This is a genomic window from Nonomuraea roseoviolacea subsp. carminata (assembly GCF_024172185.1).
GTDB lineage: Bacteria > Actinomycetota > Actinomycetes > Streptosporangiales > Streptosporangiaceae > Nonomuraea > Nonomuraea roseoviolacea.
This window is the reverse complement of the sequence record NZ_JAMZEC010000001.1, coordinates 336059-361214: the sequence shown is the minus strand read 5'-3', so window position 1 is coordinate 361214 and position 25156 is coordinate 336059. Positions and strand designations below refer to the sequence as shown.

At 73.6% G+C, this 25156-nt stretch carries 21 protein-coding genes; 10 read left to right on the top strand and 11 right to left on the bottom strand.

Annotated elements, in window-relative coordinates; translation table 11 throughout:
• Positions 1–115: 115 nt before the first annotated feature.
• Positions 116–1000, bottom strand: a complete 885-nt coding sequence (locus HD595_RS01615; protein ID WP_253765172.1) for a MurR/RpiR family transcriptional regulator — start codon at positions 998–1000, stop codon at positions 116–118.
• A gap of 65 nt (positions 1001–1065) precedes the next feature.
• Here HD595_RS01615 and thrC point away from each other — a divergent pair, with 65 nt between their 5' ends.
• From thrC to HD595_RS01600, 3 genes are all read left to right on the top strand, one after another.
• A complete protein-coding gene (gene thrC, locus HD595_RS01610) occupies positions 1066–2130 on the top strand; it encodes a threonine synthase (protein ID WP_253765171.1) in 1065 nt (354 codons plus the stop codon).
• Between the two features lie 236 nt (positions 2131–2366).
• Complete coding sequence (locus HD595_RS01605) at positions 2367–3890, top strand: helicase HerA-like domain-containing protein (protein ID WP_253765170.1); 1524 nt, start codon at positions 2367–2369, stop codon at positions 3888–3890.
• Between the two features lie 121 nt (positions 3891–4011).
• Complete coding sequence (locus HD595_RS01600; protein ID WP_253765169.1) at positions 4012–5238, top strand: MFS transporter; 1227 nt, start codon at positions 4012–4014, stop codon at positions 5236–5238.
• A gap of 6 nt (positions 5239–5244) precedes the next feature.
• Here the strand turns inward: HD595_RS01600 and HD595_RS01595 are convergent, their stop codons facing one another.
• Positions 5245–6210 carry a hypothetical protein gene (locus HD595_RS01595; RefSeq protein ID WP_253765168.1) on the bottom strand — a complete coding sequence of 322 codons (966 nt, stop codon included), beginning with the start codon at positions 6208–6210 and terminating at the stop codon, positions 5245–5247.
• Between the two features lie 99 nt (positions 6211–6309).
• Positions 6310–6771, bottom strand: a complete 462-nt coding sequence (locus HD595_RS01590) for a MarR family winged helix-turn-helix transcriptional regulator (RefSeq protein ID WP_253765166.1) — start codon at positions 6769–6771, stop codon at positions 6310–6312.
• Positions 6772–6832: 61 nt separating this feature from the next.
• Here HD595_RS01590 and HD595_RS01585 point away from each other — a divergent pair, with 61 nt between their 5' ends.
• Positions 6833–7591 (top strand): SDR family NAD(P)-dependent oxidoreductase, encoded by a 759-nt coding sequence (locus HD595_RS01585; RefSeq protein WP_253765165.1) that lies wholly within the window; start codon positions 6833–6835, stop codon positions 7589–7591.
• Positions 7592–7649: 58 nt separating this feature from the next.
• Here the strand turns inward: HD595_RS01585 and HD595_RS01580 are convergent, their stop codons facing one another.
• The 4 genes from HD595_RS01580 to HD595_RS01565 form a co-directional block, all read right to left on the bottom strand.
• Complete coding sequence (locus tag HD595_RS01580; RefSeq protein WP_253765163.1) at positions 7650–8522, bottom strand: HTD2 family dehydratase; 873 nt, start codon at positions 8520–8522, stop codon at positions 7650–7652.
• Positions 8523–8565: 43 nt separating this feature from the next.
• On the bottom strand, positions 8566–8877 hold the full coding sequence (locus HD595_RS01575; RefSeq protein WP_253765162.1) for a hypothetical protein: 312 nt from the start codon (positions 8875–8877) through the stop codon (positions 8566–8568).
• Positions 8877–9872 (bottom strand): CoA transferase, encoded by a 996-nt coding sequence (locus HD595_RS01570; protein ID WP_253765160.1) that lies wholly within the window; start codon positions 9870–9872, stop codon positions 8877–8879. Before HD595_RS01570 ends, HD595_RS01575 begins: the two co-directional genes overlap by 1 nt.
• Positions 9873–10056: 184 nt before the next feature.
• Entirely contained in the window at positions 10057–10746 is a 690-nt protein-coding gene (locus HD595_RS01565) for an MBL fold metallo-hydrolase (RefSeq protein ID WP_253765158.1), read from the bottom strand.
• Between the two features lie 120 nt (positions 10747–10866).
• Between HD595_RS01565 and HD595_RS01560 the strand changes: the two genes are divergently transcribed.
• Positions 10867–11814 (top strand): LysR family transcriptional regulator, encoded by a 948-nt coding sequence (locus HD595_RS01560; protein ID WP_253765157.1) that lies wholly within the window; start codon positions 10867–10869, stop codon positions 11812–11814.
• A 137-nt stretch (positions 11815–11951) separates the two neighbouring features.
• Here HD595_RS01560 and HD595_RS01555 read toward each other — a convergent pair whose 3' ends face one another.
• Positions 11952–12926, bottom strand: a complete 975-nt coding sequence (locus HD595_RS01555; protein WP_253765156.1) for an NAD(P)-dependent alcohol dehydrogenase — start codon at positions 12924–12926, stop codon at positions 11952–11954.
• Between the two features lie 144 nt (positions 12927–13070).
• On the bottom strand, positions 13071–13688 hold the full coding sequence (locus tag HD595_RS01550; RefSeq protein WP_253765155.1) for a TetR/AcrR family transcriptional regulator: 618 nt from the start codon (positions 13686–13688) through the stop codon (positions 13071–13073).
• 92 nt (positions 13689–13780) lie between these two features.
• Here HD595_RS01550 and HD595_RS01545 point away from each other — a divergent pair, with 92 nt between their 5' ends.
• Positions 13781–14569, top strand: a complete 789-nt coding sequence (locus HD595_RS01545; protein WP_253765154.1) for an SDR family NAD(P)-dependent oxidoreductase — start codon at positions 13781–13783, stop codon at positions 14567–14569.
• Between the two features lie 18 nt (positions 14570–14587).
• Here the strand turns inward: HD595_RS01545 and HD595_RS01540 are convergent, their stop codons facing one another.
• The gene (locus HD595_RS01540) at positions 14588–15073 is read right to left on the bottom strand and encodes an inorganic diphosphatase (protein ID WP_253765152.1); all 486 of its coding nucleotides are present in this window, start codon (positions 15071–15073) and stop codon (positions 14588–14590) included.
• A 201-nt stretch (positions 15074–15274) separates the two neighbouring features.
• Here HD595_RS01540 and HD595_RS01535 point away from each other — a divergent pair, with 201 nt between their 5' ends.
• Both HD595_RS01535 and HD595_RS01530 read left to right on the top strand, forming a co-directional pair.
• Positions 15275–16495 carry an RNA-guided endonuclease InsQ/TnpB family protein gene (locus HD595_RS01535; RefSeq protein ID WP_253765151.1) on the top strand — a complete coding sequence of 407 codons (1221 nt, stop codon included), beginning with the start codon at positions 15275–15277 and terminating at the stop codon, positions 16493–16495.
• Between the two features lie 137 nt (positions 16496–16632).
• A complete protein-coding gene (locus tag HD595_RS01530) occupies positions 16633–17292 on the top strand; it encodes a DUF1045 domain-containing protein (RefSeq protein WP_253765150.1) in 660 nt (219 codons plus the stop codon).
• Between the two features lie 86 nt (positions 17293–17378).
• On the opposite strand, the gene HD595_RS01525 is transcribed toward HD595_RS01530, so the two are convergent.
• Positions 17379–18923, bottom strand: a complete 1545-nt coding sequence (locus HD595_RS01525) for a bis-aminopropyl spermidine synthase family protein (protein WP_253765149.1) — start codon at positions 18921–18923, stop codon at positions 17379–17381.
• Positions 18924–19145: 222 nt separating this feature from the next.
• Between HD595_RS01525 and gltB the strand changes: the two genes are divergently transcribed.
• Together gltB and HD595_RS01515 are read left to right on the top strand one after the other, a co-directional pair.
• Entirely contained in the window at positions 19146–23654 is a 4509-nt protein-coding gene (gene gltB, locus HD595_RS01520; protein WP_253765148.1) for a glutamate synthase large subunit, read from the top strand.
• Positions 23655–23668: 14 nt separating this feature from the next.
• The gene (locus tag HD595_RS01515; RefSeq protein ID WP_253765147.1) at positions 23669–25147 is read left to right on the top strand and encodes a glutamate synthase subunit beta; all 1479 of its coding nucleotides are present in this window, start codon (positions 23669–23671) and stop codon (positions 25145–25147) included.
• Positions 25148–25156 lie beyond the last annotated feature (9 nt).

The window sequence follows — 25156 nt, the reverse complement described above, 5'->3', positions numbered from 1 at the left end:
GGCCGGTCTCGCGCCCGGCCGACGGCCCGCCGCAGGACGGCCGGTGTCACGGGGGAGGCCGGGAGGGCCGCCTGCGAGAGGAGCCGTCCTCGTCGGGGAGGCGCGGAGCCGCTCGTCAGGTCTCATGCGAATCAGCGGAGTCGGTGGAGTCGGTGGGGTCAGGGGCGTCGGTGGAGTCGCGGGAGAGGTCGCGGGTGAGGGCGTCGAGGTCGGTGAGCCGCCCCGAGGCGTCGAGCCGGGACGCCGTGGCGACGAGGACGAGCTCCGTGACCGCGATCTCATGGGTGAGCGGCGCGATCGGCCCGGCCGCCTCGCGCGGCAGCCGTACCAGCACCTCGGCCTCGTCGGCCAGCGGCGACTCCCACGCGTCCGTCACGAGGATCAGCCGCGCCCCGCGCCCCCGCGCCGCCCGGACGAACCTGGCCGTGTCGGGGGAGTAGCGGCGGAAGTCGTAGGCGACGACCACGTCGGACGGCCCGAGGTCGAGCAGGGCCCGGGCGCGGGCGGGCGGCGTCTCGGGCACGCGGCGCGCCCCGGGACGGAGACCGGCGAGCTGGCGCACCAGGTAGTCGGCGGCCAGCTCGCTCAGCGGCCCGCCCAGCGCCCACACCGCGCGGGCCTCGGCCAGCCGCGTGGCGACGGCGTCCAGCAGCGGTCCGGTCATCGCGGCCAGCGTGCCCTCCAGGCCGGCCCGCAGGTCCTCGGCCGCCTGGCCGGTGTCGGGCGGCCGGGTCACGAACTCCCGCAGCCGTGACCGGTCCGCCTCGCGGGCGCCCGCCCGTACCGCTGCCTGGAAGTCGGCGAAGCCGGCGAACCCGAGCCGCCCGACCAGCCGCGAGGCGGTCGGCGGGCTCACCCCGGCGCGCTCGGCGAGTGAGCGCAGCGACCCGAGCGCCGCGAACGGGTAGTCGTCGAGGATGACCCGGGCGATCGCCCGCTCACCGGGCGGAAGCTCGGGATAGACCGCGCCGAGGCGGGCCGCCAGCGTGTCGGGCTCCATGCTGACAGATGTTACATCGCCTCGAATTTGACCGCATGTGCGAAACGAATGTTATGGTCCGGGGCATGAGCACCTGGCATGGCCTGATCGACAGCGCGTACCGGCGCTGGCTGCCCGTGACCGACGACACCCCCGCCGTCTCCCTCCACGAGGGCAACACGCCGCTGCTCCGCTCCGCCCATCTGTCCGGGCTGACCGGCTGCGACGTGTGGCTGAAGGTCGAGGGCGCCAACCCGACGGGGTCGTTCAAGGACCGCGGCATGACCATCGCGGTCAGCCGGGCCGCTCAGGCGGGCGCCGAGCTCGTCGTCTGCGCCTCCACCGGCAACACCAGCGCCTCGGCCGCCGCCTACGCCGCACGCGCCGGGCTCGCCGCGGCCGTCCTCATCCCGCGCGGCGCCGTCGCGCTCGGCAAGCTCGGCCAGGCCGTCCGGTACGGGGCGCGCATCGTGGAGATCGACGGCACCTTCGACGACTGCCTGCGCGTGGCCCGCGAGCTGGCCGCCCACCATCCCGTCGCGCTGGTCAACTCGGTACGCAACGAGCTGCGGCTGGCCGGGCAGCGGACCGTGGCGTACGAGATCGTCGACGCCCTCGGTGACGCGCCCGACATCCACTGCCTGCCGGTCGGCAACGGCGGCAACATCACCGCCACCTGGCACGGCTACCGGACCTACGCCGCCGAGGGCCCGGCCACCCGCGTCCCCCGCCTCTGGGGCTTCCAGGCGGCCGGCGCCGCCCCGCTCGTCACGGGCGCGCCCGTCGCCGAGCCCGCCACGGCCGCCAGCGCCATCCGCGTCGGCAACCCCGCCACCTGGGACGGCGCCGTCGCGGCCCGCGACGAGTCCGGCGGCCTGATCGCGGCGGTGACCGACGAGCAGATCTTCGCCGCGTACCGCATGATCGCCCGCCACGACGGCGTCTTCGCCGAGCCCGCCTCCGCCGCGGGCGTCGCCGGCCTCCTCGACCAGCACGAGCGCGGCAACGTCCCCGCGGGATCGCGCGTCGTCGTCACGCTCAGCGGCGACGGACTCAAGGACCCGGACGCGTCCCTGCGCGACGGTTACGACTCCACGCGGACGGGCGCCGCCACGGGCGAGGTGGCCAGAGCCCTGAACCTGGCCGCCTGAGAATCACCCTGAGAATCACCACGGCAGAGAACATGAGCAGGCGCGCATTTTATTCGCCTTCGCGTGTCGGCGGACAGGGCGAGGGGAGGAATTCCGGCGCAGCCACGCACACCTGAAGGGAATGCCGCCGTGGGCCAGAACGCCGATCCACTGATCATCCTGGGGGGACGCCGCACTGGCCTGTCTCAGCGACGACTGCGGCTCCGCCTCGGCGTGAGAGGGAGGCGGAACCAGCGGTGAAAGGCTACGACTTCGAGGGACCGGCGCTGGAGCTCGGGGCCCTGGTGCGCGAGGACGGCACCGCCGACGCCGCGGAGCCGATCCGGATCCCCCTCGGCATGCTCAACCGGCACGGGCTGGTGGCCGGGGCCACCGGGACCGGCAAGACCAAGACCCTCCAGCTCATGGCGGAGCAGCTCGCGGCCCGGGGGGTCCCGGTCTTCCTCGCCGATGTCAAGGGCGACCTGTCGGGGCTGGCCTCGCCGGGCGCCGCCTCCGACCGCGTCGCCCGGCGCGCGGCCGAGGTCGGGCAGACGTGGGCGCCGGCGGCGTGCCCGGCGGAGTTCTACTCCCTGGGCGGCCTCGGGTCCGGCGTCCCGATCCGCGCCACGATGACCGCCTTCGGGCCGACCCTGCTGGCCAAGGTCCTGGGGCTGAACGAGACGCAGGAGTCGTCCCTCGGGCTGATCTTCTACTTCGCCGACAAGAACGGCATGCCGCTGCTCGACCTCAAGGACCTGATCGCGGTCATCCGGCACCTGACCGGCACCCCTGAGGCGCTGAGCGGGATCGGCGGGCTCTCGGCGGCCACGGCCGGGGTCATCCTGCGCGCCCTGACCAACTTCGAGGCGCAGGGCGCCGACGCGTTCTTCGGCGAGCCGGAGTTCGACGTGCGCGACCTGCTCCGGGTGACGCCGGACGGCCGGGGCATCGTCTCCATCCTCGAACTGCCCGCCGTACAGGACCGGCCGCAGCTCTTCTCCACCTTCCTGATGTGGCTGCTCGCCGACCTCTTCGACGAGCTTCCCGAGGTGGGCGACCTCGACAAGCCGAAGCTCGTGTTCTTCTTCGACGAGGCGCATCTGCTGTTCGACGAGGCGTCCAAGGCGTTCCTGCAGTCGATCGCGCAGACTGTGCGGCTCATCCGGTCCAAGGGCGTGGGGGTGTTCTTCGTCACCCAGACGCCCAACGACGTGCCGTCCGACGTGCTCGCCCAGCTCGGGGCGCGCGTGCAGCACGCCCTGCGCGCCTTCACCCCGCAGGACGCCAAGGCGCTCAGGTCCACCGTCTCCACCTTCCCGGCCTCCTCCTACGACCTGGAACGGCTGCTCACCGAGCTCGGCATCGGCGAGGCCGTCGTCACGGTCCTGTCGGAGACGGGCGCGCCGACGCCGGTGGCCTGGACGCGCCTGCGCGCCCCGGGCACGCTCATGGCGCCGTCGAGCCCGGAGGTGGTCGCGGGCCTCATCGCCGCCTCGCCGCTGCAGCGGAAGTACGGCACGGCGGTGGACCGGGAGTCGGCGTACGAGATGCTGTCGGCGAAGCTGACCGCACCGCAGCCCGCCGGGACGCCTCCGTCCCCGCAGACCCCTCGCGAGCCGGAGGCCCGGGAGGAGCGGGAACGGGAAGCGAAGCCGTCGCTGCTGGAGAGCGTGCTGGAGTCGAAGGAGTTCCGCTCCATGGCGCGCTCGGCGGCGTCCGCGTTCGGCCGGGAGATCACCAGGTCCCTCTTCGGCACGGCCCGCCGCAGGCGGCGCTGAACCCTCCGCCTCGCGCTCGCTCCACCGCCCACCACGGGGCGTCCGCACGGACGAGGAGCGCGCCGTCAGCCGGCAGCGGACACGCGGGACGGCGTCCCCCGATCCGGGCAGCATCACCGGCATGAAAGGCGTCGCCGCCCTCGCCAACCCCCGCTTCCGGCTGCTGCTGCTCGGGCAGACGGCCGCGGTCATGGGCGAGCAGATGTTCGCCGTGGCGATCACCGTGTCCGTCCTGCGCGCGGGTGGCGACGCGGTCTCGCTCGGGCTGGTCCTCGCCGCGCGCGGGATCACGCTCGTCGCCTTCCTGCCGGTCGGCGGAGTGTGGGCCGACCGGGTGCCGCGGCGGCGCCTGGTGATGGCGGCCTACGCCGGGCAGGCGCTCCTGGCCGGCGCGCCGGCCCTGCCCGCCGCCCCCTCGATCTGGGGCGCGGCGGCCGTGGTCCTGCTGGCCGGCGTCGCGGAGGCGTTCGTCCGGCCCGCGTTCAACGGGCTCCTGCGCGGCGTGCTCACCGACGACGAGCGCGTCTCGGGCAGGTCGCTGGTCGGCGTGTCGATCCGCAGCGGCATCATGGCCGGTCCTGCCGTGTGCGTGGGGCTGATCGCCGTGGCCGGGACCCGGGCGGCGTGCGCGATCACCATGGTGATCTTCGCGGCCACGGTCGTGGCGCTCCGGTGGGTCGCAGAGCCGGCGCGGACCCCGGCGCCCCGCGCGTCGTTCGCCGAGGACATCCGGGCCGGCGTCGCCGAGGCGCGGCGCCGCCCGTGGGTGCGCGCCATCCTCGTCTTCTCCGCGGTCAACCTGGTGTTCGTGCTGGCGCCGACACAGGTGCTGCTGCCGGTCGTGAGCACCGCCGCGTTCGGGTCGCCCGCCGTGTACGGCGTGGCTCTCACCTGCTACGGGATCGGCGGCCTGGCCGGCGGCCTGCTCACCCTGGCGTGGCGGCCCCGCGCCGTGGGCGTCGTGGCGCTGACCGCGATCGCCCTCTACGCGGCGGCGCCCCTGTCCCTGCTGCTCGCGCCGTCGCCGCTGCCGGTCTTCGTGGCGTACGCGGTCGCCGGGGCGGGGGTGGAGGTCTACGCCATCCACTGGGAGGTCGCCCTGCAGCGCGAGATCCCGGACCGGCTGATCGGCCGGATCAGCTCGTTCGCCTGGCTGTGCAGTTTCGGGCTCATGCCGTTCGGCCAGGCGCTGACCGGGCCGCTGGCCGGGCTCGCGGGCCCGGGCGCGGTGCTCGCGGGCGCCGCGGCCGTCATCCTCCTGGCGCCCCCGGCGCTGCTCCTGGTACGGGGCATGGCGCACTTCCGCACGCCCGGTGAGACCGCGGACCCCGATCCCGTGAGCAGGTGACGGCCGTCATCGCCCGACGGAGGCGCGACGGCGGTGCTCCCGCAGCAAGGTCAGCAGGACGGCGAGTCCCGTGACGATGGCGACCGCGTGCTCGGCCACGGCCACGCCCCGATACTCGAACGGCCGGTAGGCGCCCGGCAGCAGCACCCACAGCAGCTTCCACGCCCCCCAGGCGAACAGCGACCCCGACGCGACGAACCCGGCGGCCATGGGCAGCCACAGCGGCGTGCGCGGGCCGCCTGGCCGGCTGAGCGCCCACACGCTCCAGCCGGCCAGGGCCGCGCACAGCGCGCCGTCACCGATCAGGACCCGCCCGTTCGCATCCCATCCGGCCAGGGCCGCCGGGTTCAGGCCGGCCGTCCCGCCCGCCGCCCAGAACGCCCACAGCACGGCGAGCGCCGCCGCCGGGAGCAGCGGCCACGCCCCGCCCGCCTCCCGGCCGGGCCGGCCCGCCCGCCCCGCGAACGCGTGCGGCCACCGCTCGGCCAGGTAGATCGGCAGGGCGACGACCAGCCCCACGGCCATCCCGGCGAACCCCACCGTGATGAACACCGCCTCCCACGCCGGCATGGCGGCGCCGTCGCCCGGCGCGGGCGCGTCCTGCTTCAGGAACGCGCTGACCAGCATGTACGGCAGCAGGGACACGAGGAAGCCGCTGCCGATCCAGGCGAGCGGCAGCACCAGCCAGGCCGGCAGCCGCATCCCCCACGACTGCCCGAGCGCCAGGCCCAGCGTGATCCCGGTCAGCGCCATCACGACCGTGACCAGGTTGAGCATCACCCAGTCGGCCGTGCCCTGACGTACTTCCAGGGTGATCCAGAGGATCTTGACCGCGAGGTAGAGGGACATCGATCCCGCCGCGCCGAACGCGGCGACGCGGCGCAGCATCGTGCGCCTGCGGCCGCGGCTGCCGGGGCTCTGGATGGTGACATCGCGACTGTTGTCGCCGCGGTTCGTGACGTCGGCATGCATGGTCATGAGCCTCGCGGCCGGGCGGCCGTCCGCGCCTCCCCGGGAAGGGGCAGGCGCTTCCCCCGCCAGAGGGAGGACCGTCCCTTTTCGGTCAGTGCGTCACTCGTCCGTCAGGGCGGTCTCGTCGACGAGGCCGCGCAGGCGGGCGTTGGCGTGTTCGAGGGCGAGGAGGACGTTCTCGCGCTGCTCGTCGCTCACCCCGCCCATCGCCTCCTCCGCGAGCTCGGCCCAGGCGCGCTCGATCCGGGGGACCAGCGCATGACCGGCCTCCGTGACGACGATGCGCACCTGGCGGCGGTCCGTGGGCACCGGCGCGCGGCGGAACCAGCCGCCGCCCTCCAGCCGGGCGAGGCTGCGGGTGGCGGTCGGCGGTTCGATCCCGAGCCGGGCCGCGAGCTCCGAGACCGTGATCCCGTCCGGCTCCTGGGCGAGGAACCACAGCATGACGTCCTGCCCCGGGTGCAGCCCGAGCGCCGCCAGCTTGCGGGCCTTGGCGGCGCGGTAGAGCTTGCTCATCTTGTTCAGCGCCCGGTTGACGCGGATCGCCTCGGTCGTGTCCACGGGACCATCCTATAAATGTATAGTCGGCTAAAAAGTAGTCGGCTAACTATCTGGAGGAGTCATGGATCTGGGGCTCGGAGGACGCGTGGTCCTGGTCACCGGGGCATCGGGCAGCATCGGCCGGGCGATCGCCACCACGTTCGCCCGCGAGGGCGCTCTGGTCGCCGCCGGATGGCACAGCGACCGGGAAGGCGCGCGCGATCTCGTCGAGGAGATCGCGGGCTCCGGCGGGAAGGCCGTCGCGGTGCGCGTGGACCAGGGTGACCCGGAGTCGATCACGTCCGCGGTGGCCGAGGTCGAGCGCGACCTGGGCGCCGTGGCCGTCCTCGTCGCCAACGCGGTGGCCTGGCCGGAGAGAGGGCCGGAGACCTGGCGGACGCTGAACGCCGGCTTCACCGCGAACGTGACCGGGACGCTGACGCTGGTCGACGCGGTGCTCCCCGGCATGAGGAGCGCCGGATGGGGACGGCTGGTGCTCATCTCGTCCGACGTGGTGGACCAGCCCATGCCGGCGGGCGTGACGTACCCGGCGGCCAAGGGCGCGCTGGAGGCGGCCGCGAAGGTGCTCGCCGTCCGGGAGGCCGGGCACGGCGTGCTCACGAACGTCGTACGGCCCGGTTTCACCCTCACCGACCGGGTGCTGTCCACGCCGTGGCTCGGGCAGGACGCCGTGGATTCCGAGAGCGCGCAGACGCCGACGGGACGCATCTGCACGCCCGAGGACGTGGCGTCGGCGGCGGCCTACCTCGGCTCGGCGGCCAACGGGCACGTCAACGGCGAGATCCTGTCGGTGGCGGGCGGGCGGCACCTCACCCGGTAGGACACCCGGCGGGGCGCGCCCCGGCCACCGGCGGTTCCCGGGCCGGGGGCGGGACGGCTCACCCCTCGACCGTCAGGACGGCGCACGGCTCGGGTGAGCCAGGGGTGAGGACTCCCAGGGTGAGCGGGGAGTCCTCGATCCGCCGCAGCCGCGCGGCCCGCCCGCAGAACAGGGGCCGCCGGTTGCGGTGCCGCATCCGCTCCACCCGTCCGTCGTGTCCCTCCAGCCGGAGCACCTCCGCCAGGGCGAGCGTCATCAGCGGGCCGTGCACCACCAGGCCGGGATAGCCCTCGACGCGGGTGGCGTACGGCCAGTCGTAGTGGATGCGGTGCGGGTTGGACGTCGCCGCGCTGAACCGCATGAGCAGCGCCGGGTCGGTGGCGAGGTCCCAGGACCACGCGCCGGCCCGGGTGAGGGGCGCGCCGGAGGGATCCGGTCCGGCCGTCGGCTCCGGTGAGGTCCCCGGCGGGAGGACGGGCTCGCGGCCCCGGTAGACGAGGTCCTGCCGCTCCTCGATCGCGAGCCGGCCGCTCTCGTCGTACACCTTGGTGGCGACGGACACGACGACCAGCGGGCCCGAGCGCCCCGGCTTCTCGGCGACCGACGCCACGGCCGACTCGCGGCGCACCGTCGAGCCCACCGCGAGCGGGGCGTGGAAGGCCACCTCGCCGCCCGCGAACATCCGGCGCGGCAGCCCGACGGGGGGCAGGAACGTGCCGCGCGCCGGATGGCCGTCCGGGCCCAGCGTGGACGAGCGGGGCCAGCGGGCCAGGGCGAGCCAGTGCCACAGCGGCGGCAGGGGGTCCCCGGGGCCGACCGGCGGCGTGCCGTCGTCGAACAGGGCTGACAGCGCCGCCACGGGGGCCGGATCGACCGTCTCCGTGGTCGTGACCGTGTGCGGCTCCCAGCGGGACACGGGGTCACGGCTCATCGGCGCCCGCCGGAGCTGACCGCCGCCCGGCCGGTGACCGGCGTCATTCCGCCTCCCGATCGTCGTCGCGCGCTCTGATGACGCCGTCGTGCCGTTCGTGGGTCTTGAGGACGCCGTCGTGCCGTTCGGGAGTCCCGTCGGCCTCCTCGTGCCGTTCGTCGTACGTCCCGATGACGCCGTCGTCCCGCAGCCTCGCCAGCTCCTCGGCCGACAGGCCCAGCTCGGCCCGCAGCACCTCCGCGGTGTGCCGGCCCACCGGCGGAGCCGGGGCCGGCGGCGCCTGCTCGCCGTCCATCACCACCGGCGAGCCGGGCGCCCAGTGCCGCCCGACCCCGGGCTGGACGAGCTCTCCCATCAGCGGATGGTCCCGCAGCGCGTCGCCGGCGGCCAGGTCGGTGAAGCTCCGGTACACCGACCACAGCACCCGCGTGGGCCGCAGGGCCGCAGGGCCGCCTCGGCCTCGGCCAGCGTCCGCGCGCCGAACCAACCCGCCAGCAGCTCGGCCAGCAGCCCGCGATGCCGGTGACGCTCGGCCTCCTCGCCGAAGTCCGCCCCGAGCGCGCGGGCCAGCGCCGCGACCGCCTCGGTGAGGCCGGTGGCGGCGACGAGGTCGCGCCAGTGCCGGGCCGTGAGCGCCACGACCATGAGCCGGCCGCCGTCCGAGGTGGCGAAGTCGCGGCCGAAGGTCCCGTAGACGTGGTTGCCGCAGCGCTCCCGCGGCGTGCCGGTGACCTGCGCCTCGGCGAGGTAGCCGAGGTTGCCGGCGGTCGCCAGCGCGACGTCCTCCAACGCGACCCGCACCTGCTGCCCCTCGCCGGTCAGCAGCCGGTGCCGCTCGGCGGCCAGCAGGCCGGTCGCCAGGTAGAGGCCGGCGGCGACGTCCCAGGCGGGCACGACGCTGTTGACCGGCCGCGGGTCGCCCTCCGGCCCGGCCAGCAGGGGGAACCCGGTGGCCGCCTGGACGGTGTAGTCCACCGCGGCCCCGCCGTCCCGGCGGCCGGTGAGCAGCACGTGGATCACGTCGGGGCGGCGGGCCCGCAACCGCTCGTGACCCAGCTCGGGGATCCCCTCGAAGTTGACGATCACGATCCCGCCGCGCGCCCCGCCGCTGACGACCAGATCGGCGACGAGCCGGCGGCCCGCCTCGCGCGACAGGTCCACCTCGACGGCGCGCTTGCCCTTGTTCAGCCCCGACCAGTACAGGCTGGTCCCGCTCGCGGCCCGCGGCAGGCGGGTGCGGTCGGGCGCGCCGCCGATCGGCTCGACCCGGATCACGTCCGCGCCGAGCTGCGCCAGCGTCATGCCGCTCAGCGGGGTCGCCACGTACCCGGAGACCTCGACGACCCGCATGCCGGTCAGCGGCCGTGAGCGCGGCCCGGCCGGAGGGCGGGATGCCGCCTCTGACGCTTCGCTGTCCACTGGTCTGCTCGTCTCCTGACAGGGGGCGCGGCCGGGCGCGGCGCACGGAGTCCAGGAGTGTCGTGCCCAGCCCGGGGAACGCGTAGTCCCGCCGGATCAGGTTTCCCGGAGCGGGTCAGAGGGCGACAGCGGCGGCCAGGGCGGCGCCCGCGTCCCGGATCGGCTCGCCGTGCCCGACGCAGGCGACCCGCGCGTCGAGCCGCGCCAGCCGGGCGAACGAGCGCAGCATCTCGGCGCGGTCCAGGTTGAACACCCCGGGCATCACCTGGCCGCCCACGTGCGCCACGGTGTCACCGGTGAACAGCACGCCCGGCCCGGGCAGGTGGACGGCGATGCTCCCGTCGGTGTGGCCGGGCGTGGCGATCACGCGGGCGCCGCCGCCGAACGCGATCACGTCCCCGTCCTCCAGCTCGCGGTCCACGCGGCAGGGCGGCGCGGGCGGCAGCAGGTGGGCGCCCAGAGTGCGGTGCAGGGCGCGCTCCTCGTCGGTGAACGCCGGCGGCGGGCCGGGCGCGTCCCCGCGGATCACCGGGGCCTCCCGCCGGTGCGCCATCACGGTCACCTCGCCCCAGCCGGCGATCTCGGCCGCCGCGCCGCAGTGGTCCTCGTGGAAGTGGGTGAGCACGACCTGCCGCACGTCGTCCGTACGGCGCCCGAGCCGGCTCAGCGCCTCGGCGACGTCCGGTCCGGAGGTGGCGATGCCGGTGTCGACGAGCGTCAGCGCGCCCGCGTCGTCCCACACGTACATCTGCCCGAACTCCAGCACCACCATGTGCAGCTCCGGGCGGATCTCCACGATGTCCACGCCGCCGTCCCCTCTCACGCATGTACCGGGTTCCCAGCGAAGCGGCTCGCCGGGCTGGTCGTCCAACAGCGGTTCCGCCCGCATTGACAACCGGTGGTTGTCGGTCCAGGCTCGTCCGCCATGGACGTGGACATCCATGGCCTGCGGGCGTTCGCCGTCGCCGCCGAGGAGCTGCACTTCGGGCGGGCGGCCGTCCGGCTGCACCTCAGCCAGCAGGCGCTGTCGAAGAGGATCCGCAGACTGGAGGACGCCCTCGGGACGCGGCTGTTCGAGCGGACCACCCGCAGCGTGGAGCTGACCGCGGCCGGGCGCCGGTTCCTGCCGCGGGCCGTGGACGCCGTGGCCGCGTTCGACCGGGCCGTGGACTCCGTGCGGACCGGCGGCGAACCGCTGCGCGTGGACGTCTACGACGAGCGGTTCACCCCGCTGCGGATGCTGCGCGAGGCGAGCGCGGCCGAACCGCCCCTGCGGGTCGAGCTGAGCATGCGGCAGGGGCTGTCCGCGGCGCTGCCCGCCCTGCGGCGCGGCGAGATCGACGCGGCCTTCGGCCGGGTCCACGACACGCCGCGTCCCTGGCCGGCGGAGCTCGCCTGCCGGCTCGTACGGCTGGAGCCGCTGGACGCGTTCGTGCCCGCCGACCACCTCCTCGCCGGACGGGAGGCGCTGCGGCCCGCCGACCTGAGGGAGCACGGCATCGCCGTGCCGGACCCGGCGGGCGCCGAGGAGTGGCGCGGCTACCTGACGCGGCTGTGCGAGCGGTTCGGCCTGCCGCTCCGCTTCACCGAGCCGGCCATCGGGCAGGGGCATCTGGTGGAGCTGTTCCTGCGCGAGAAGGCGGCGGTGGGGCTGGGGGAGCGGAGCATCGACGCGGGAGGCAGCGGGCTGCGGCGCGTCCCGATCGTCGAGCCGGAGATCCTCATGCCGTGGTGGATCGTGTGGCGGCGCCGCGACCCCCCGCCGCCGCTGCGCACGCTGCTGCGGCGGCTGGGCCGCGGCCCCCGGCTCCCCGCGCCCGCCGACCCGCTGCGGTGGGTGCCCGACACCGACCGCCACCCGGTGGACGCCTGACCGGCCCGCGCGCACACGCGCCCGCGCCCCACCCGCCCGCGCGCACACGCGCCCGCGCCCGACCGGCCCGCGCGCACGCGCGCCCGCCGCCCGGCCGAGCCGGGTGTCACGCGCCCGCCGCCGGGCCGCGCCGGGTGTCACGCGACGTTGACGACCAGCTTGGCCCGGGCGTGCTCGACCTCCATGTGCCGGATCGCGGCGGGCACCTCGTCCAGCGGGTACGAGCGCTCGATCACCGGCGTGACCTTCCCGGCCTCGGCGAGCTCCCGCAGCGCCGCGAGGTTCTCCCAGCGCGGCGCCGGCCCCATGACCGGCACCAGCCGCTGGCGGACGAACGGCCTGACCGCCAGCGCCTTGAACAGCAGCCCCATCGCCCCGAGGACGCCGCCCGGCTCGCCGCCGCCGGCCAGCAGGAGCGTCCCCGTGGGGGTCACCGCGCGGCGCAGGTCGCTCAGCGTGCGGGTCGCCACCCCGTCGAAGACGACGTCGTAGCGCCGCCCGGTGCGGGTGAAGTCCTCGCTGGTGTAGTCGATCACGTGGTGGGCGCCGAGCGACCTGGCCAGGTCGGCGTTGCGGCCCCGGCACACGGCGGTCACCTCCGCCCCCAGCGCCGCCGCGACCTGGACGGCGAAGGTTCCCACACCTCCCGACGCGCCGTTGATGAGCACCTTCTGCCCCGGCCGGACCTGTCCGGCGTCGCGCAGGCCCATCAGCGCGGTGCCGGCCGCCAGGGGCATCGCCGCCGCCTGCTCGAAGCTCAGGTTGGCCGGTTTGAGGTCCACCGCGCCGGCGCGGGCGCACACGTACTCGGCGAACGTCCCGTCGGCCTCCCCGTACACCTCGTCACCGGGACGCAGCCGCGTCACCTCGCCGCCGACGGCCTCGACCCGCCCGGCGAAGTCCCTGCCCCTGATCGGCGTCCTGGGCCCGCGCAGGCCCATGACGACGCGCGGCACGTACGGGTGGCCGCGCATGAAGTGCCAGTCGTAGGCGTTGACCGAGGCGGCGTGCACCCGCACCAGCACCTCGTCGGCGGCGGGCGACGGCCGGTCCACCTCCCTCAGTTCGAGGACGTCGGGCGGGCCGTACCGGTCCTGGACGATCGCCTTCATCGGGCCTCCATGGGCGCGCGAGAGGTGGGGAATGACGTGGGCCCGTCCCCGAACACCGGTCCCAGCGGCAGCGTAGGCGGGCGGCCGCCGCGCGGGCATCGGGGACGGCCCCCGGGCGACCCTGGGGCGACCCTGAGACGCGCCTCACCCCTGGCCGGACGCCTCCTCCAGCCGCTGCGCGGCCAGGGCGCGGACGGCGCCGACCACGGCCGAGCGGCGGCGGGCCAGGGCCGTCCGCTCGTCGTCCTCATCCAGGACCAGGCGGCAGAGCTGCGGCACCGCGAAGTTCCACGCCACCAGGCCGAGCAGCGTGAACATCCAGTCCTGCGCCGCGCGGGTGCGCGCCGGCTCGTCGAGGTGGGCGGCGACGCCCGCGCCGACCAGGTCGCGCACGTTGTCGCGGTACGCGGCGCGCCGCTCGTCCTCGCCCGGCACCGCCCCCGGCCCGCTCTCCAGCGCCTCCCACAGCAGCAGCCGGATGAGCTCCGGATGCTCCTGGTACCAGTCGAAGAGCTGCCCGACGGACTCGCCCAGCGCGTTCGGGTCGATCGAGCTGCTGTGGCAGACCTCGTCCACCTTGGCGCGCACGACCGCGCCGAACAGCTTGTCCTTGCCGCCGAAGTAGAGGTAGATGGCCTGCTTGTTGGCCTTGGCGGCGGCGGCGATCCGCTCGACCCGCGCCCCGGCCAGGCCGTGGGCGGCGAACTCGTCGATGGCGGCGGCGAAGATGCGCCGCCGCGTGGCCTCCGCGTCGTAGCTCATGCCCTGAATTAAACCATCCAGTTGACTTCCGTGCGGCGGTGTGCGCAGAATTCAAACCAACCGGATGGTTTACTTCCTGAGAGGTGCTCGTCATGTCTGCTGTCACCGCCATTCCCGTGCGCTCGCCCCTGCCCGAGGGGCTGGCCGGCTCGGCCACCGTCATCGTGGGCGGCAGCTCGGGGATCGGCCTGGCCGCCGCGACCCTGCTGCGCCGCCTCGGCGGCCGGGTGGTGCTGGTCGGCCGCAACCCCGAGCGGCTGGCCGCCGCCGTCGCCCGGGTCCGCGACGAGAACCCGGGCGAGGGGGCGGACGTGCTGGGCGTGGCCGCCGACGGGGCCGACGAGGCGGCGCTCGCGGAGGCGTTCGACCTGGCCGGCTCCGTGGACCACGTGCTCGTCACCAGCGGCGGCCTCACCGGCGCGGGGCCCGTCACGGACGTCTCGGCCGGCGACCTCCGCGCGGCCTTCGAGGAGCGCGTCCTCGGCGCCTTCACCGCCGCCCGCCTGGCCGCCGCGCGGCTCCCGGCCGGCGGCACGCTCACGTTCAGCTCCGGCACGTACGTGATCCGTCCCGTGCCGGGCCTGACGGGGCCGCTCGCCTCCATCGGCGGCGTCGAGACCTTCACCCGGGCGCTCGCCGTCGAGCTGGCCCCCCGGCGGCTGCGGGTGAACGCCGTCCGCTACGGCGTCGTCGACACGCCGCTGATGCGCGGCGCCTCCGGGCTGGCCACCGACGCCGCCATGGCCGCCGCCGGGGCCGGCACGCTCCTCGGCAGGTACGGCACGGCGGAGGAGGCCGCCGCCTCCGCGCTGTTCCTCATGGCCAACCCGTACGTCACCGGCCAGGTGATCACCGTGGACGGCGGCCAGAGCCTCGTGTGACCGGGGGCGCGGAGTGCGTCAGCCGTTCGCGCCGGCCCGGCGCACCGCCTCGTCGATGATCTCCTCGGCGCACGCCCGGGGCTCCCAGCCCCGGGTGTTGCTGCTCTTGCCGGGCTCCAGGTCCTTGTACACGTCGAAGAAGTGGCCGATCTCGTTGAGCACGTACCACTGGACGTCCTCCAGGTCGCGCACGTGCTCGGCGCGCGGGTCGCCGGCGGGGACGCAGAGGATCTTCGCGTCGGGGCCGTGCTCGTCGGTCATCCAGAACGCCGCGATGGGCCGCGCGCAGATCACGCACCCGGGGAACGTGGGCGTGTCCAGGAGCACCATGGCGTCCAGCGGGTCGCCGTCCTCGGCCAGGGTGTGGGTGACGTAGCCGTAGTCGTAGGGGTAGGCGGTCGAGGTGAACAGCAGCCGGTCCAGCCGGATCCGCTGCTTGGCCTGGTCCATCTCGTACTTGTTGCGCGAGCCCCCGGGCGTCTCCACGACCACGTCGACACGCATCCCGGCACCCCCTTACGGCGCTCCTCCCATGATAAGTCGGCCCTCAGAGGGCGAGCGGATCACGCCTGGGGTCTTGTGCTGTTGGCGAAGTCATCAGTGTTTCTGACGCTTCAACTGGGATTGTTGACGAGTGAAACCGTCCGAGTGGGCGCGGCTGTACGGGCGGCGCTCAGCCTTATGCCGCGCCGCGCGGGAGGTTGTGTGAGCGTCCGGCAGGGCTACCGTGTCGAACTGGCCCCGACTCGCGAGCAACGTGCTCGGCTCGGGCAGCACGCGGGCCTCTCCCGGGTAGTGGAGAACTTCTGCCTGGAGAAGGTGCATGCTGCGCTTGAGCAGCGCGAGGCTGAGAAGACCTACGGCATTCGCGCTGCAGATCTGACACCTGTCCCGTGGTCGGCTCCTGCGTTCGAGCGCCTGTGGCGTCTCGAGCACCGTGACCGCTACCCATGGTTCGCCGGGGAGGGCTTGTCATCGAGGGTGCCGAAGGAGGCGTGCAGGGCCCGGGCGGCCGGGTTCAAGAACTTCTTCGACTCCAGATCCGGTAGACGCAAAGGTCGAAAGGTCGGCTTCCCAGGCTGGCGCAAGCGCAAACACGGCTCGAGGTTCCGCTACGACGCTGACCGCGCCAGGCCCGAGGCAACTCGAATGGTCAGGCTGCCAGGCGTCGGCAAGGTGCACACCCTCGAGGACATGTCGTGGCTGACCGATCGCATCGCGGATGGCCAGGCTCGGGTCATCGGCTCCACGGTCCGCGAGCATGCGGGTCGCTGGTGGGTGTCGTTCCAACTCGAGATCGACCGGACCGACATCAACTCCCAGCGCGCGGTCTCGGACGACATGCCGGCGTGCGGGATCGATGTCGGAGTGAAGACGTTCGCCACAATCGTGGACGACGACGGCACTGTACTGCAGATCGACGCTCCCAAGCCGCTCAAGGCCGCCCTCCGCAAGGTGCGCAAAGCGGGCAAGGCGGTCTCGAGGAAACGTCCTGGCTCGAGCAACCGGGCGAAGGCGGTCAAGAAGCTTGCCAAGGTCCACCTTGCGGTGACCAACCGGAGGGCGGACTTCCTGCACAAGACGACGACGATGCTCGCGAGATCCAAGCGAGCCATCGCTGTCGAAACCCTCAACGTCGCCGGGCTCGTGAAGAACCGGCGGCTCGCTCGAGCGATCTCCGATCTCGGGTTCGGGGAGTTCTTCCGCCAAATCGAGTACAAAGCCGCGTGGTACGGATCGAATGTGTGGGCGGCTGACCGCTGGTTCCCTTCCTCGAGGCTGTGCGGCGGATGCGGAGCCATCAACCAGGAGTTGACGCTTGCCGACAGGTCGTGGACGTGCCGGTGCGGTCTCGGTCACCATCGGGATGTCAACGCCGCCCGCAACTTGCTCAACGCCATGAGCCTCGAGCACCACGCGGCGTAGATCCACGTCGCCGGGCAGTTCCCCGGAGACGCTAACCGCCTGTAGAGGTGACGTAAGACCTAGAGCGATCGAGGCAGATGCCGGTGAAGCAGGAAGGAGGATCACGAATTCTCCGAACGGTCCCTACCATGAGCGGTATGGACGATCTCCCGGTGTACGACGTGGTGCTCCTCCCGCCACCGGACGTCAACGCCCGATCCGCCGACCTGAGCCGGAGCTGCGCCGAACCGGCCCCCACGGAGTTCGTCCTGCGCGAGGACGGACCCTATCCGCACATCTCGCTCTACATGGCCAACCTCACGCCCGGCGACCGCGCCGAGGCCGTCCGGCTGCTGCGCGGCATCGCCGCGCGCACCCCCGCGCTCCACCTGGCGGGGGAGCGGTTCGTGGGCAACGAGCACGGCATGTTCGAGCTGTTCTACGTCAAGTCGGACGCCCTCACGCGGCTGCAGGAGGACGTCATCGCCGCCGTCGCCCCGCTGCGCACGGGGCTGCGCCGCCTCGACCCGGTCGGCCGGGTGCTGGCCGAGCACCGGCTCACCGCCCCGCCGCCGGCCCGCGACAACCTCGACCGGTACGGCTACGACGAGGTGGGCGAGCTGTTCCGCCCGCACATCACGATCACGCGGTTCCGTGAACGGGCGTGGCGGCCCGGGGACGGCGCGCTGCCGCCGGCCGCGGACTTCACCGCGACCTACGACACGCTGGCGCTGTGCGTGATGGGCGAGCACGGCACCTGCACGGAGCTGGTGGAGACGTTCGCCCTGGCGGCCGACCCGGCGCCCGTGGCGTCGTAGCGCGCCGCCGCGACTCCCACCCGGAAGCCGGGCCCCCTCGCGGCGGAGGGGCCCCGCGGACGCCGGTCAGCCCGGCAGTGTGCGGGTCAGCCCGGCAGCGTGCCGGACAGCGCGGCGACCGTGGCGGCGACCTCGCCCGGGAGGGCCGACAGCCGGTGCAGCGGCGCCTCCAGCGGCGTCAGGCCCTCGGCCCACGGGGCGGCCTGACGGATCAGGGCGCGCGCCTCGTTCTTGGTGAGCGCCGTGCCCTGCTCCCTGGCCAGGGCGATGAGCGCCTCACGCCAGGTGTTGGCCAGCCGCCCGTGGGCGTTGTCGAGGACCCGCCGCAGCACCGCCCCCGCCGGGTCGTCCGGCTGCGGCCGGCGCGCGGCCTCCACGGTCTCGCCCGTGACCGTCGTCGCGTACACCTCCGCCAGGAAGCCGGGCGGCGGGCCGGGCGGCGCGGACAGGACGGCCCGTACGTGCTCGGCCCGGGTGGCCAGGAGCAGGCGTGGCAGCGCCGCCTCCAGACCCGGCGGCACCGCGACGGCCACCCGGCGGACGGCCGCCGCGTACGGCTTGGCCAGCCACGTGGTGAGCTTGACCCGCGGCTGCGGCAGCTCCTTGGGCCAGTCGCCCACCAGCAGGTCGGCCCCCTCCGCGGCCCCGGCCGGCGCCGGGGCGGCGGCGGCCGACTCGACCGACTGCGGGCCCTGCGTGTAGATGGCGGTCGAGAGCCGCTCGACGCGGGCGGCCACGGCGGGCCGGGTGCGGGAGGTGGGCCGCAGCACGTACAGGTCGGCGGCCGAGCCGATGGCCTCGGCGCCGTCGTAGCGGTTGAAGTCGGGGTAGATCGCCTCGTTGACGAGGTTGAGCGCGGCCAGCGCCCCCTGCACCTTCAACGCCAGGGCGGGCGTGCGCTCGCTCGCGCCGTACGCCAGCAGCACCCGCCCGTCGGGCTTGAGCCCCTCCAGGGCGCGCGCCACGAACAGCCCGACCCCGTCCGGCGTGTACGGCGGGTCGGTGATCGCCAGGTCGTGGTCCAGGGCGGACGGCGGCAGGCCGAGCCGCAGGTCGGCCCAGCGGGTGCGCACCCCGAGGCCCTGCGCGTCGATGTGCCGCAGGATGCGCTCGTCGACGTCGACGACCGTGACGTCGGTCTCGGGGTGGACGAGCTTGACGGCCAGCGAGGTCAGGTCGTGGTCACCCACGCACAGCAGGCGCGCCCCGGGCAGCCAGAACCGGGCGCCGAGCAGCAGCGCCCGCCGCAGCACGGTCTCGGGCGTGGCCGCGACGTGGTCGAGCGCCTGGCGCGAGCGCGGCCCGGAGGCGACGAACCCGGTCAGCCGCTCCAGCGCGTGCTCGTAGTGGGGCAGCAGGTGGGCGACCGGGTCGGCGGGCGGCGGCGCCATGGCCAGCAGGTCCTGGTAGGCGGGGGAGTCGGCGGCCGGCACCCGGAACCGGTCGCCGGAGCGCTCCAGCCGCACCTCGCGCAGCAGCGCCTCGACCGTGCGCCGGGAGGTGGCGCTGTCGCGCACCAGGTCGGCCAGGGTCCACCACTGGCCGTCGCACAGGAGGGTGAGGGCGTGCCTGAGCCGCCTGCTGTCCACCCCGGCCTCGCTGAGCAGCCGCTCCAACCCGTCACGGTCCATGAGTGCAACCTTATCGGCCCGCGTGCATGGGAATTCAGCCATGGTTTACGGTGTTGCGTCAGTGGAAATGCCCAGCTCCAGATAGGGGCAATGTTCGCAATGCGGACAGAGCGGGCACCATGTGAGATGGGTGCGGTAATCTCTACGCACAACGCAGCAGGGCCAACGTCGTCCCCGCCTGTTGAGCAGTTTCGAACAGACGATGACGACGGGAGGGATTCAATGCCTGCTGCCCGCCTCGGGTTCCCCGAGCCCCAGGGCCTCTACCACCCCGCCAACGAGCATGACGCCTGCGGTGTGGCCATGGTGGCCGACGTCGCCGGCCGCCGTGGGCACGGGATCGTGGTGAAGGCGCTGACGGCCCTGCTCAATCTCGACCACCGGGGGGCCAAGGGTAGCGAGCCGGACACCGGCGACGGAGCCGGCATCCTCACGCAGATCCCCGACGCCTTCCTGCGCGCGAACGTGCCCTTCGAGCTGCCCGAGGCCGGGCGCTACGCCGCCGGCATGGCGTTCCTGCCGGCCGGCGAGGAGGAGCGCGCCGCCGCCGTGCGGCTGATCGAGGAGATCGCGGCCGAGGAGCGCCTGACCGTGCTCGGCTGGCGGGACGTGCCGGTCGACCGGGCCCTGCCGGGCCCCAGCGCGCGGGCGGTCATGCCGCACTTCGCGCAGCTCTTCGTCGCCGGCCCGGCCGGCGAGTCGGGCATCGAGCTCGACCGGCTGGCCTTCTGCCTGCGCAAGCGCGCCGAGCACGAGGCTCGCGTCTACTTCCCCTCGCTGAGCGCCCGGACGATCGTCTACAAGGGCATGCTCACTCCGGAGCAGGTCGAGCCGTTCTTCCCCGACCTGAGCGACGAGCGCTACGACACGGCCATCGCGCTGGTCCACTCCCGCTTCTCCACCAACACCTTCCCGAGCTGGCCGCTGGCCCACCCGTACCGCTACATCGCCCACAACGGCGAGATCAACACGGTCAAGGGCAACCGCAACTGGATGCGCGCCCGCGAGGCGATGCTGGCCTCCGCGCACATCCCGGGCGACATCTCGCGGCTCTTCCCGATCTGCGACCCGGACGGCAGCGACACCGCCAGCTTCGACGAGGCCCTGGAGCTGCTGCACATCGGCGGCCGGAGCCTGCCGCACGCGGTGCTCATGATGATCCCCGAGGCGTGGGAGAACCACACCGAGATGGACCCGGCCCGCCGGGCCTTCTACGAGTTCCACTCCTCGATGATGGAGGCGTGGGACGGCCCCGCCTCGATCACCTTCACCGACGGCACGCTGGCCGGCGCCGTCCTCGACCGCAACGGCCTGCGTCCCGGCCGCTTCTGGGTGACCGCCGACGGCCTGGTCGTGCTGGCCTCCGAGGCGGGCGTGCTCGACTTCGCCCCCGGCGACGTGGTGCGCAAGGGCCGCCTGCAGCCCGGCCGGATGTTCCTCATCGACACCGCCCGCGGCAAGATCATCGAGGACGACGAGATCAAGGCCGAGCTCGCCGCCGAGCTGCCGTACGAGGACTGGCTGCACGCCGGCCTGGTCCGCTTCGAGGAGCTGCCCGCCCGCCAGCGGGAGATCCCCACCCACGAGGCGCTGATCAAGCGCCAGCAGACCTTCGGCTACACCGAGGAGGAGCTGCGGATCATCCTGAGCCCGATGGCCAGGACCGGCGCCGAGCCGATCGGCTCGATGGGCACCGACACGCCCGTCGCCGTGCTCAGCGAGAAGCCGCGGCTGCTGTTCGACTACTTCACGCAGCTCTTCGCGCAGGTCACCAACCCGCCGCTGGACGCCATCCGTGAGGAGCTGGTCACCTCGCTGGCCAGCGTGCTCGGCCCCGAGGGCAACCTGCTCGACCCCGGCCCCACCTCCTGCCGCCAGCTCGTCCTGCCGTACCCGGTGATCGACAACGACGAGCTCGCGAAGATCATCCACATCAACGACGAGGGCGACCTGCCCGGCTTCCACCCGCACGTCGTCTCCGGCCTGTACCAGGTCTCGGGCGGCGGCGAGGCGCTGCTGCACCGCCTGGAGGAGATCCGCGCCGAGGTGTCCGAGGCGATCGCGGAGGGCGCGCGGATCATCGTGCTGTCCGACCGCGGCTCCTCCGCCGAGCTGGCCCCGATCCCGGCGCTCCTGCTGACCGGCGCGGTCCACCACCACCTGATCCAGGAGAAGACCCGCACCAAGATCGGCCTGGTCATCGAGACCGGCGAGGCCCGCGAGTGCCACCACATGGCGCTGCTCATCGGCTACGGCGCCGGCGCGGTCAACCCGTACCTCGCGATCGAGACCGTCGAGGACCTCGTCGACACCGGCGTGATCCCGGGCGACAAGCGCAAGGCCGTGCGCAACCTCATCAAGGCGTACGGCAAGGGCGTCATCAAGGTCATGTCCAAGATGGGCGTGTCCACCGTGGCCTCCTACACCGGCGCGCAGATCTTCGAGGCGCTCGGCCTGAGCCAGGAGGTCATCGACTCCTGCTTCACCGGCACCACCTCCCGGCTCGGCGGCGTCGGCTTCGACGTGCTGGCCCGCGAGGTCGCCGAGCGGCACCGCCACGCCTACCCGCGCGTGCCCAACGCGCACCGCAGCCTCCAGATCGGCGGCGAGTACCAGTGGCGGCGCGAGGGCGAGCCGCACCTGTTCAACCCCGAGACCGTCTTCAAGCTCCAGCACGCCACCAGGACCCGCCGCTACGAGATCTTCAAGGAGTACACCGACCTGGTGGACTCCCAGTCCGAGCGGCTCATGACCCTGCGCGGCCTGTTCAAGCTGAAGTCGGACCGGACGCCGATCCCCATCGAGGAGGTCGAGCCGGTCTCCGAGATCGTCAAGCGGTTCTCCACCGGCGCCATGTCGTACGGCTCGATCTCGCGCGAGGCCCACGAGACGCTCGCCATCGCGATGAACCGCCTGGGCGGCAAGTCCAACACCGGCGAGGGCGGCGAGGACCCCGAGCGCCTCTACGACCCCGAGCGCAGGTCGGCCATCAAGCAGGTGGCCTCCGGCCGCTTCGGCGTCACCAGCGAGTACCTCGTCAATGCCGCCGACCTGCAGATCAAGATGGCCCAGGGCGCCAAGCCCGGCGAGGGCGGCCAGCTTCCCGGCCACAAGGTCTACCCGTGGGTGGCCAAGACCCGGCACTCCACGCCCGGCGTCGGCCTCATCTCGCCGCCGCCGCACCACGACATCTACTCGATCGAGGACCTCGCCCAGCTCATCCACGACCTGAAGAACTCCAACCCCGAGGCGCGCGTGCACGTCAAGCTCGTCGCCGAGGTCGGGGTCGGCACGGTCGCGGCGGGCGTGTCCAAGGCCCACGCCGACGTGGTGCTCATCTCCGGCCACGACGGCGGCACCGGCGCCTCCCCGCTGACCTCGCTCAAGCACGCGGGCGCCCCCTGGGAGCTCGGCCTGGCCGAGACCCAGCAGACGCTGCTGCTCAACGGGCTGCGCGACCGCATCGTCGTGCAGGTCGACGGTCAGCTCAAGACCGGCCGCGACGTCGTCATCGCCGCCCTGCTCGGCGCCGAGGAGTACGGCTTCGCCACCGCTCCGCTCGTCGTATCCGGCTGCGTGATGATGCGGGTCTGCCACCTCGACACCTGCCCGGTGGGCGTCGCCACGCAGAACCCCGAGCTGCGCAAGCGCTTCAGCGGCAAGCCCGAGTTCGTGGTGAACTTCTTCGAGTTCATCGCCGAGGAGATCCGCGAGTACCTCGCCCAGCTCGGCTTCCGCTCGCTGGACGAGGCCATCGGCCACGTCGAGCTGCTCGACGTGTCGGCGGCCGAGAACCACTGGAAGGCGAACGGGCTCGACCTGTCGCCGATCCTGCACCGGCCCGAGCTGCCCGAGGGCACCCCGCTGCGCCGCACGGTCGAGCAGGACCACGGGCTGCGCCACGCCCTCGACAACACGCTCATCCAGCTCGCCGAGGGCGCGCTGGAGCACGGCACCCCGGTCACGCTGGAACTGCCCATCCGCAACGTCAACCGCACGGTCGGCACCATGCTCGGCCACCAGGTGACCAAGCGGTACGGCGGCGCCGGCCTGCCCGACAACACGATCGACATCTCGTTCACCGGCTCGGCCGGCAACTCGTTCGGCGCCTTCCTGCCCCGCGGCGTCACGCTGCGGCTGACCGGCGACGCCAACGACTACCTCGGCAAGGGCCTGTCCGGCGGCCGGCTCACGGTCCGCCCGCACGACGAGGCGCCGCTCGACGGCCACATCATCGCCGGCAACGTCGCCCTGTACGGCGCGACCTCCGGCGAGGTGTTCGTCCGCGGCGTCGTCGGCGAGCGGTTCTGCGTGCGCAACTCCGGGGCCACCGCCGTCGTCGAGGGCGTCGGCGACCACGGCTGCGAGTACATGACCGGCGGCCGGGCCGTCGTCCTCGGGCCCACCGGCCGCAACTTCGCGGCCGGCATGTCCGGCGGCGTCGCCTACCTGCTGGACCTGCGGCCCGAGCGGGTCAACCGCGAGATGGTGGCCATCGAGGAGCTCACCGAGGAGGACGCCGAGTTCCTGCGCGAGACGGTCGAGAAGCACTTCGCCGAGACCGGCTCGCCGGCGGCCAAGGAGCTGCTCGCCGACTGGAACTCCGCGCTCGGCCGGTTCGGCAAGGTCATGCCGACCGACTACAAGAGGGTCCTGCGCGCGGCCGAGGCCGCCCGCATCGAGGGCCGCGACGTCGACGAGGCGGTCATGTCCGCCGCGGTTCAGGGTTAAGGGAGGCGTAACCGATGGCCGACCCCAAGGGGTTTCTCACGTACGACCGCGAGCTGCCGGCGCGCCGCCCCGTGGACGTCCGCATCAGCGACTGGCAGGAGGTCTACCAGGACTTCCCGCAGGAGAAGCTGACCAAGCAGGCGGCCCGCTGCATGGACTGCGGCATCCCGTTCTGCCACAACGGCTGCCCGCTGGGCAACCTCATCCCCGAGTGGAACGACCTCGTCTACCGCACCGACTGGCGCGAGGCGATCGAGCGGCTGCACGCCACCAACAACTTCCCGGAGTTCACCGGCCGGCTCTGCCCCGCCCCGTGCGAGGCGGCGTGCGTGCTCGGCATCAACTCCGACCCGGTGGCGATCAAGCGCGTCGAGGTCGAGATCATCGACCGGGCGTTCGCCGAGGGCTGGGTGACGCCGCAGCCGCCGGCCCGCAGGACCGGCAAGCGCGTCGCCGTGGTCGGCTCCGGCCCCGCCGGGCTGGCCGCCGCCCAGCAGCTCACCCGCGCCGGGCATGACGTGGTGGTCTTCGAGCGGGCCGACCGCATCGGCGGCCTGCTGCGCTACGGCATCCCCGAGTTCAAGATGGAGAAGCGGCACATCGAGCGCCGCCTGGCCCAGATGCGGGCCGAGGGCACCGAGTTCCGCACCGGCGTCAACGTCGGCGTGGACGTCACGGCCGCCGAGCTGCGCGAGCAGTTCGACGCGGTGGTGCTGTCGGGCGGCGCCACCCAGTGGCGCGACCTGCCCGTCCCCGGCCGCGAGCTGAACGGCGTCCACCAGGCGATGGAGTACCTGCCGCTGTCGAACAAGGTGCAGGAGGGCGACCTCGCCGAGTCGCCCATCACGGCCGAGGGCAAGCACGTCGTCGTCATCGGCGGCGGCGACACCGGAGCCGACTGCATCGGCACCGCCATCCGCCAGGGCGCGCTGTCGGTCACCCAGCTGGAGATCATGCCGAGGCCGCCGGCGTCGCGGCCGGGCAGCCAGCCGTGGCCGACGTTCCCCATCCTGTTCAAGATGGAGAGCGCGCACGAGGAGCTGGCGGACGGCGGCGGCGACCGCGTCTACGCCGTCTCCACCACCGAGTTCGTCGGCGACGAGGCCGGCAACGTCCGCGCGCTGCGCCTGGTCGAGGTCGAGGGCCCGCAGAACGGCTTCAGGCCGATCCCCGGCACCGAGCGGGAGATCCCGGCCGAGCTGGTCACCCTCTCCATGGGCTTCCTCGGCCCGGAGAAGGGTGCCCTGCTGGAGGACCTCGCCGAGGTCGCGGGCGACGGCTTCTACGACGCCCGGGGCAACGTCACGCGCGACAAGACGTACATGTCGAAGGTGGACGGCGTCTTCGTGGCGGGCGACATGGGCCGCGGCCAGTCGCTCATCGTCTGGGCCATCGCCGAGGGCCGGGCCGCCGCCTCCGGCGTCGACCGGTACCTGACGGGGGAGACGGCGCTGCCGTACCCGATCCTGCCGACGGCGCGCCCGCTCGTCTGACACGCCGCC

Bases quoted from the DNA above. Each gene is read 5' to 3' on its own strand.
- HD595_RS01525 (WP_253765149.1), bottom strand. From the start codon at position 18,923: ATGGACCGTGACGGGTTGGAGCGGCTGCTCAGCGAGGCCGGGGTGGAC.
- HD595_RS01575 (WP_253765162.1), bottom strand. From the start codon at position 8,877: ATGGGAGAGCTCGTCCAGCCCGGGGTCGGGCGGCACTGGGCGCCCGGC.
- thrC (WP_253765171.1), top strand. From the start codon at position 1,066: ATGAGCACCTGGCATGGCCTGATCGACAGCGCGTACCGGCGCTGGCTG.
- HD595_RS01530 (WP_253765150.1), top strand. From the start codon at position 16,633: ATGGACGATCTCCCGGTGTACGACGTGGTGCTCCTCCCGCCACCGGAC.
- HD595_RS01615 (WP_253765172.1), bottom strand. From the start codon at position 1,000: ATGGAGCCCGACACGCTGGCGGCCCGCCTCGGCGCGGTCTATCCCGAG.
- HD595_RS01570 (WP_253765160.1), bottom strand. From the start codon at position 9,872: ATGCGGGTCGTCGAGGTCTCCGGGTACGTGGCGACCCCGCTGAGCGGC.
- HD595_RS01540 (WP_253765152.1), bottom strand. From the start codon at position 15,073: ATGCGTGTCGACGTGGTCGTGGAGACGCCCGGGGGCTCGCGCAACAAG.
- HD595_RS01550 (WP_253765155.1), bottom strand. From the start codon at position 13,688: ATGAGCTACGACGCGGAGGCCACGCGGCGGCGCATCTTCGCCGCCGCC.
- HD595_RS01560 (WP_253765157.1), top strand. From the start codon at position 10,867: ATGGACGTGGACATCCATGGCCTGCGGGCGTTCGCCGTCGCCGCCGAG.
- HD595_RS01595 (WP_253765168.1), bottom strand. From the start codon at position 6,210: ATGCATGCCGACGTCACGAACCGCGGCGACAACAGTCGCGATGTCACC.
- HD595_RS01580 (WP_253765163.1), bottom strand. From the start codon at position 8,522: ATGAGCCGTGACCCCGTGTCCCGCTGGGAGCCGCACACGGTCACGACC.
- HD595_RS01585 (WP_253765165.1), top strand. From the start codon at position 6,833: ATGGATCTGGGGCTCGGAGGACGCGTGGTCCTGGTCACCGGGGCATCG.
- gltB (WP_253765148.1), top strand. From the start codon at position 19,146: ATGCCTGCTGCCCGCCTCGGGTTCCCCGAGCCCCAGGGCCTCTACCAC.
- HD595_RS01555 (WP_253765156.1), bottom strand. From the start codon at position 12,926: ATGAAGGCGATCGTCCAGGACCGGTACGGCCCGCCCGACGTCCTCGAA.
- HD595_RS01515 (WP_253765147.1), top strand. From the start codon at position 23,669: ATGGCCGACCCCAAGGGGTTTCTCACGTACGACCGCGAGCTGCCGGCG.
- HD595_RS01600 (WP_253765169.1), top strand. From the start codon at position 4,012: ATGAAAGGCGTCGCCGCCCTCGCCAACCCCCGCTTCCGGCTGCTGCTG.
- HD595_RS01545 (WP_253765154.1), top strand. From the start codon at position 13,781: ATGTCTGCTGTCACCGCCATTCCCGTGCGCTCGCCCCTGCCCGAGGGG.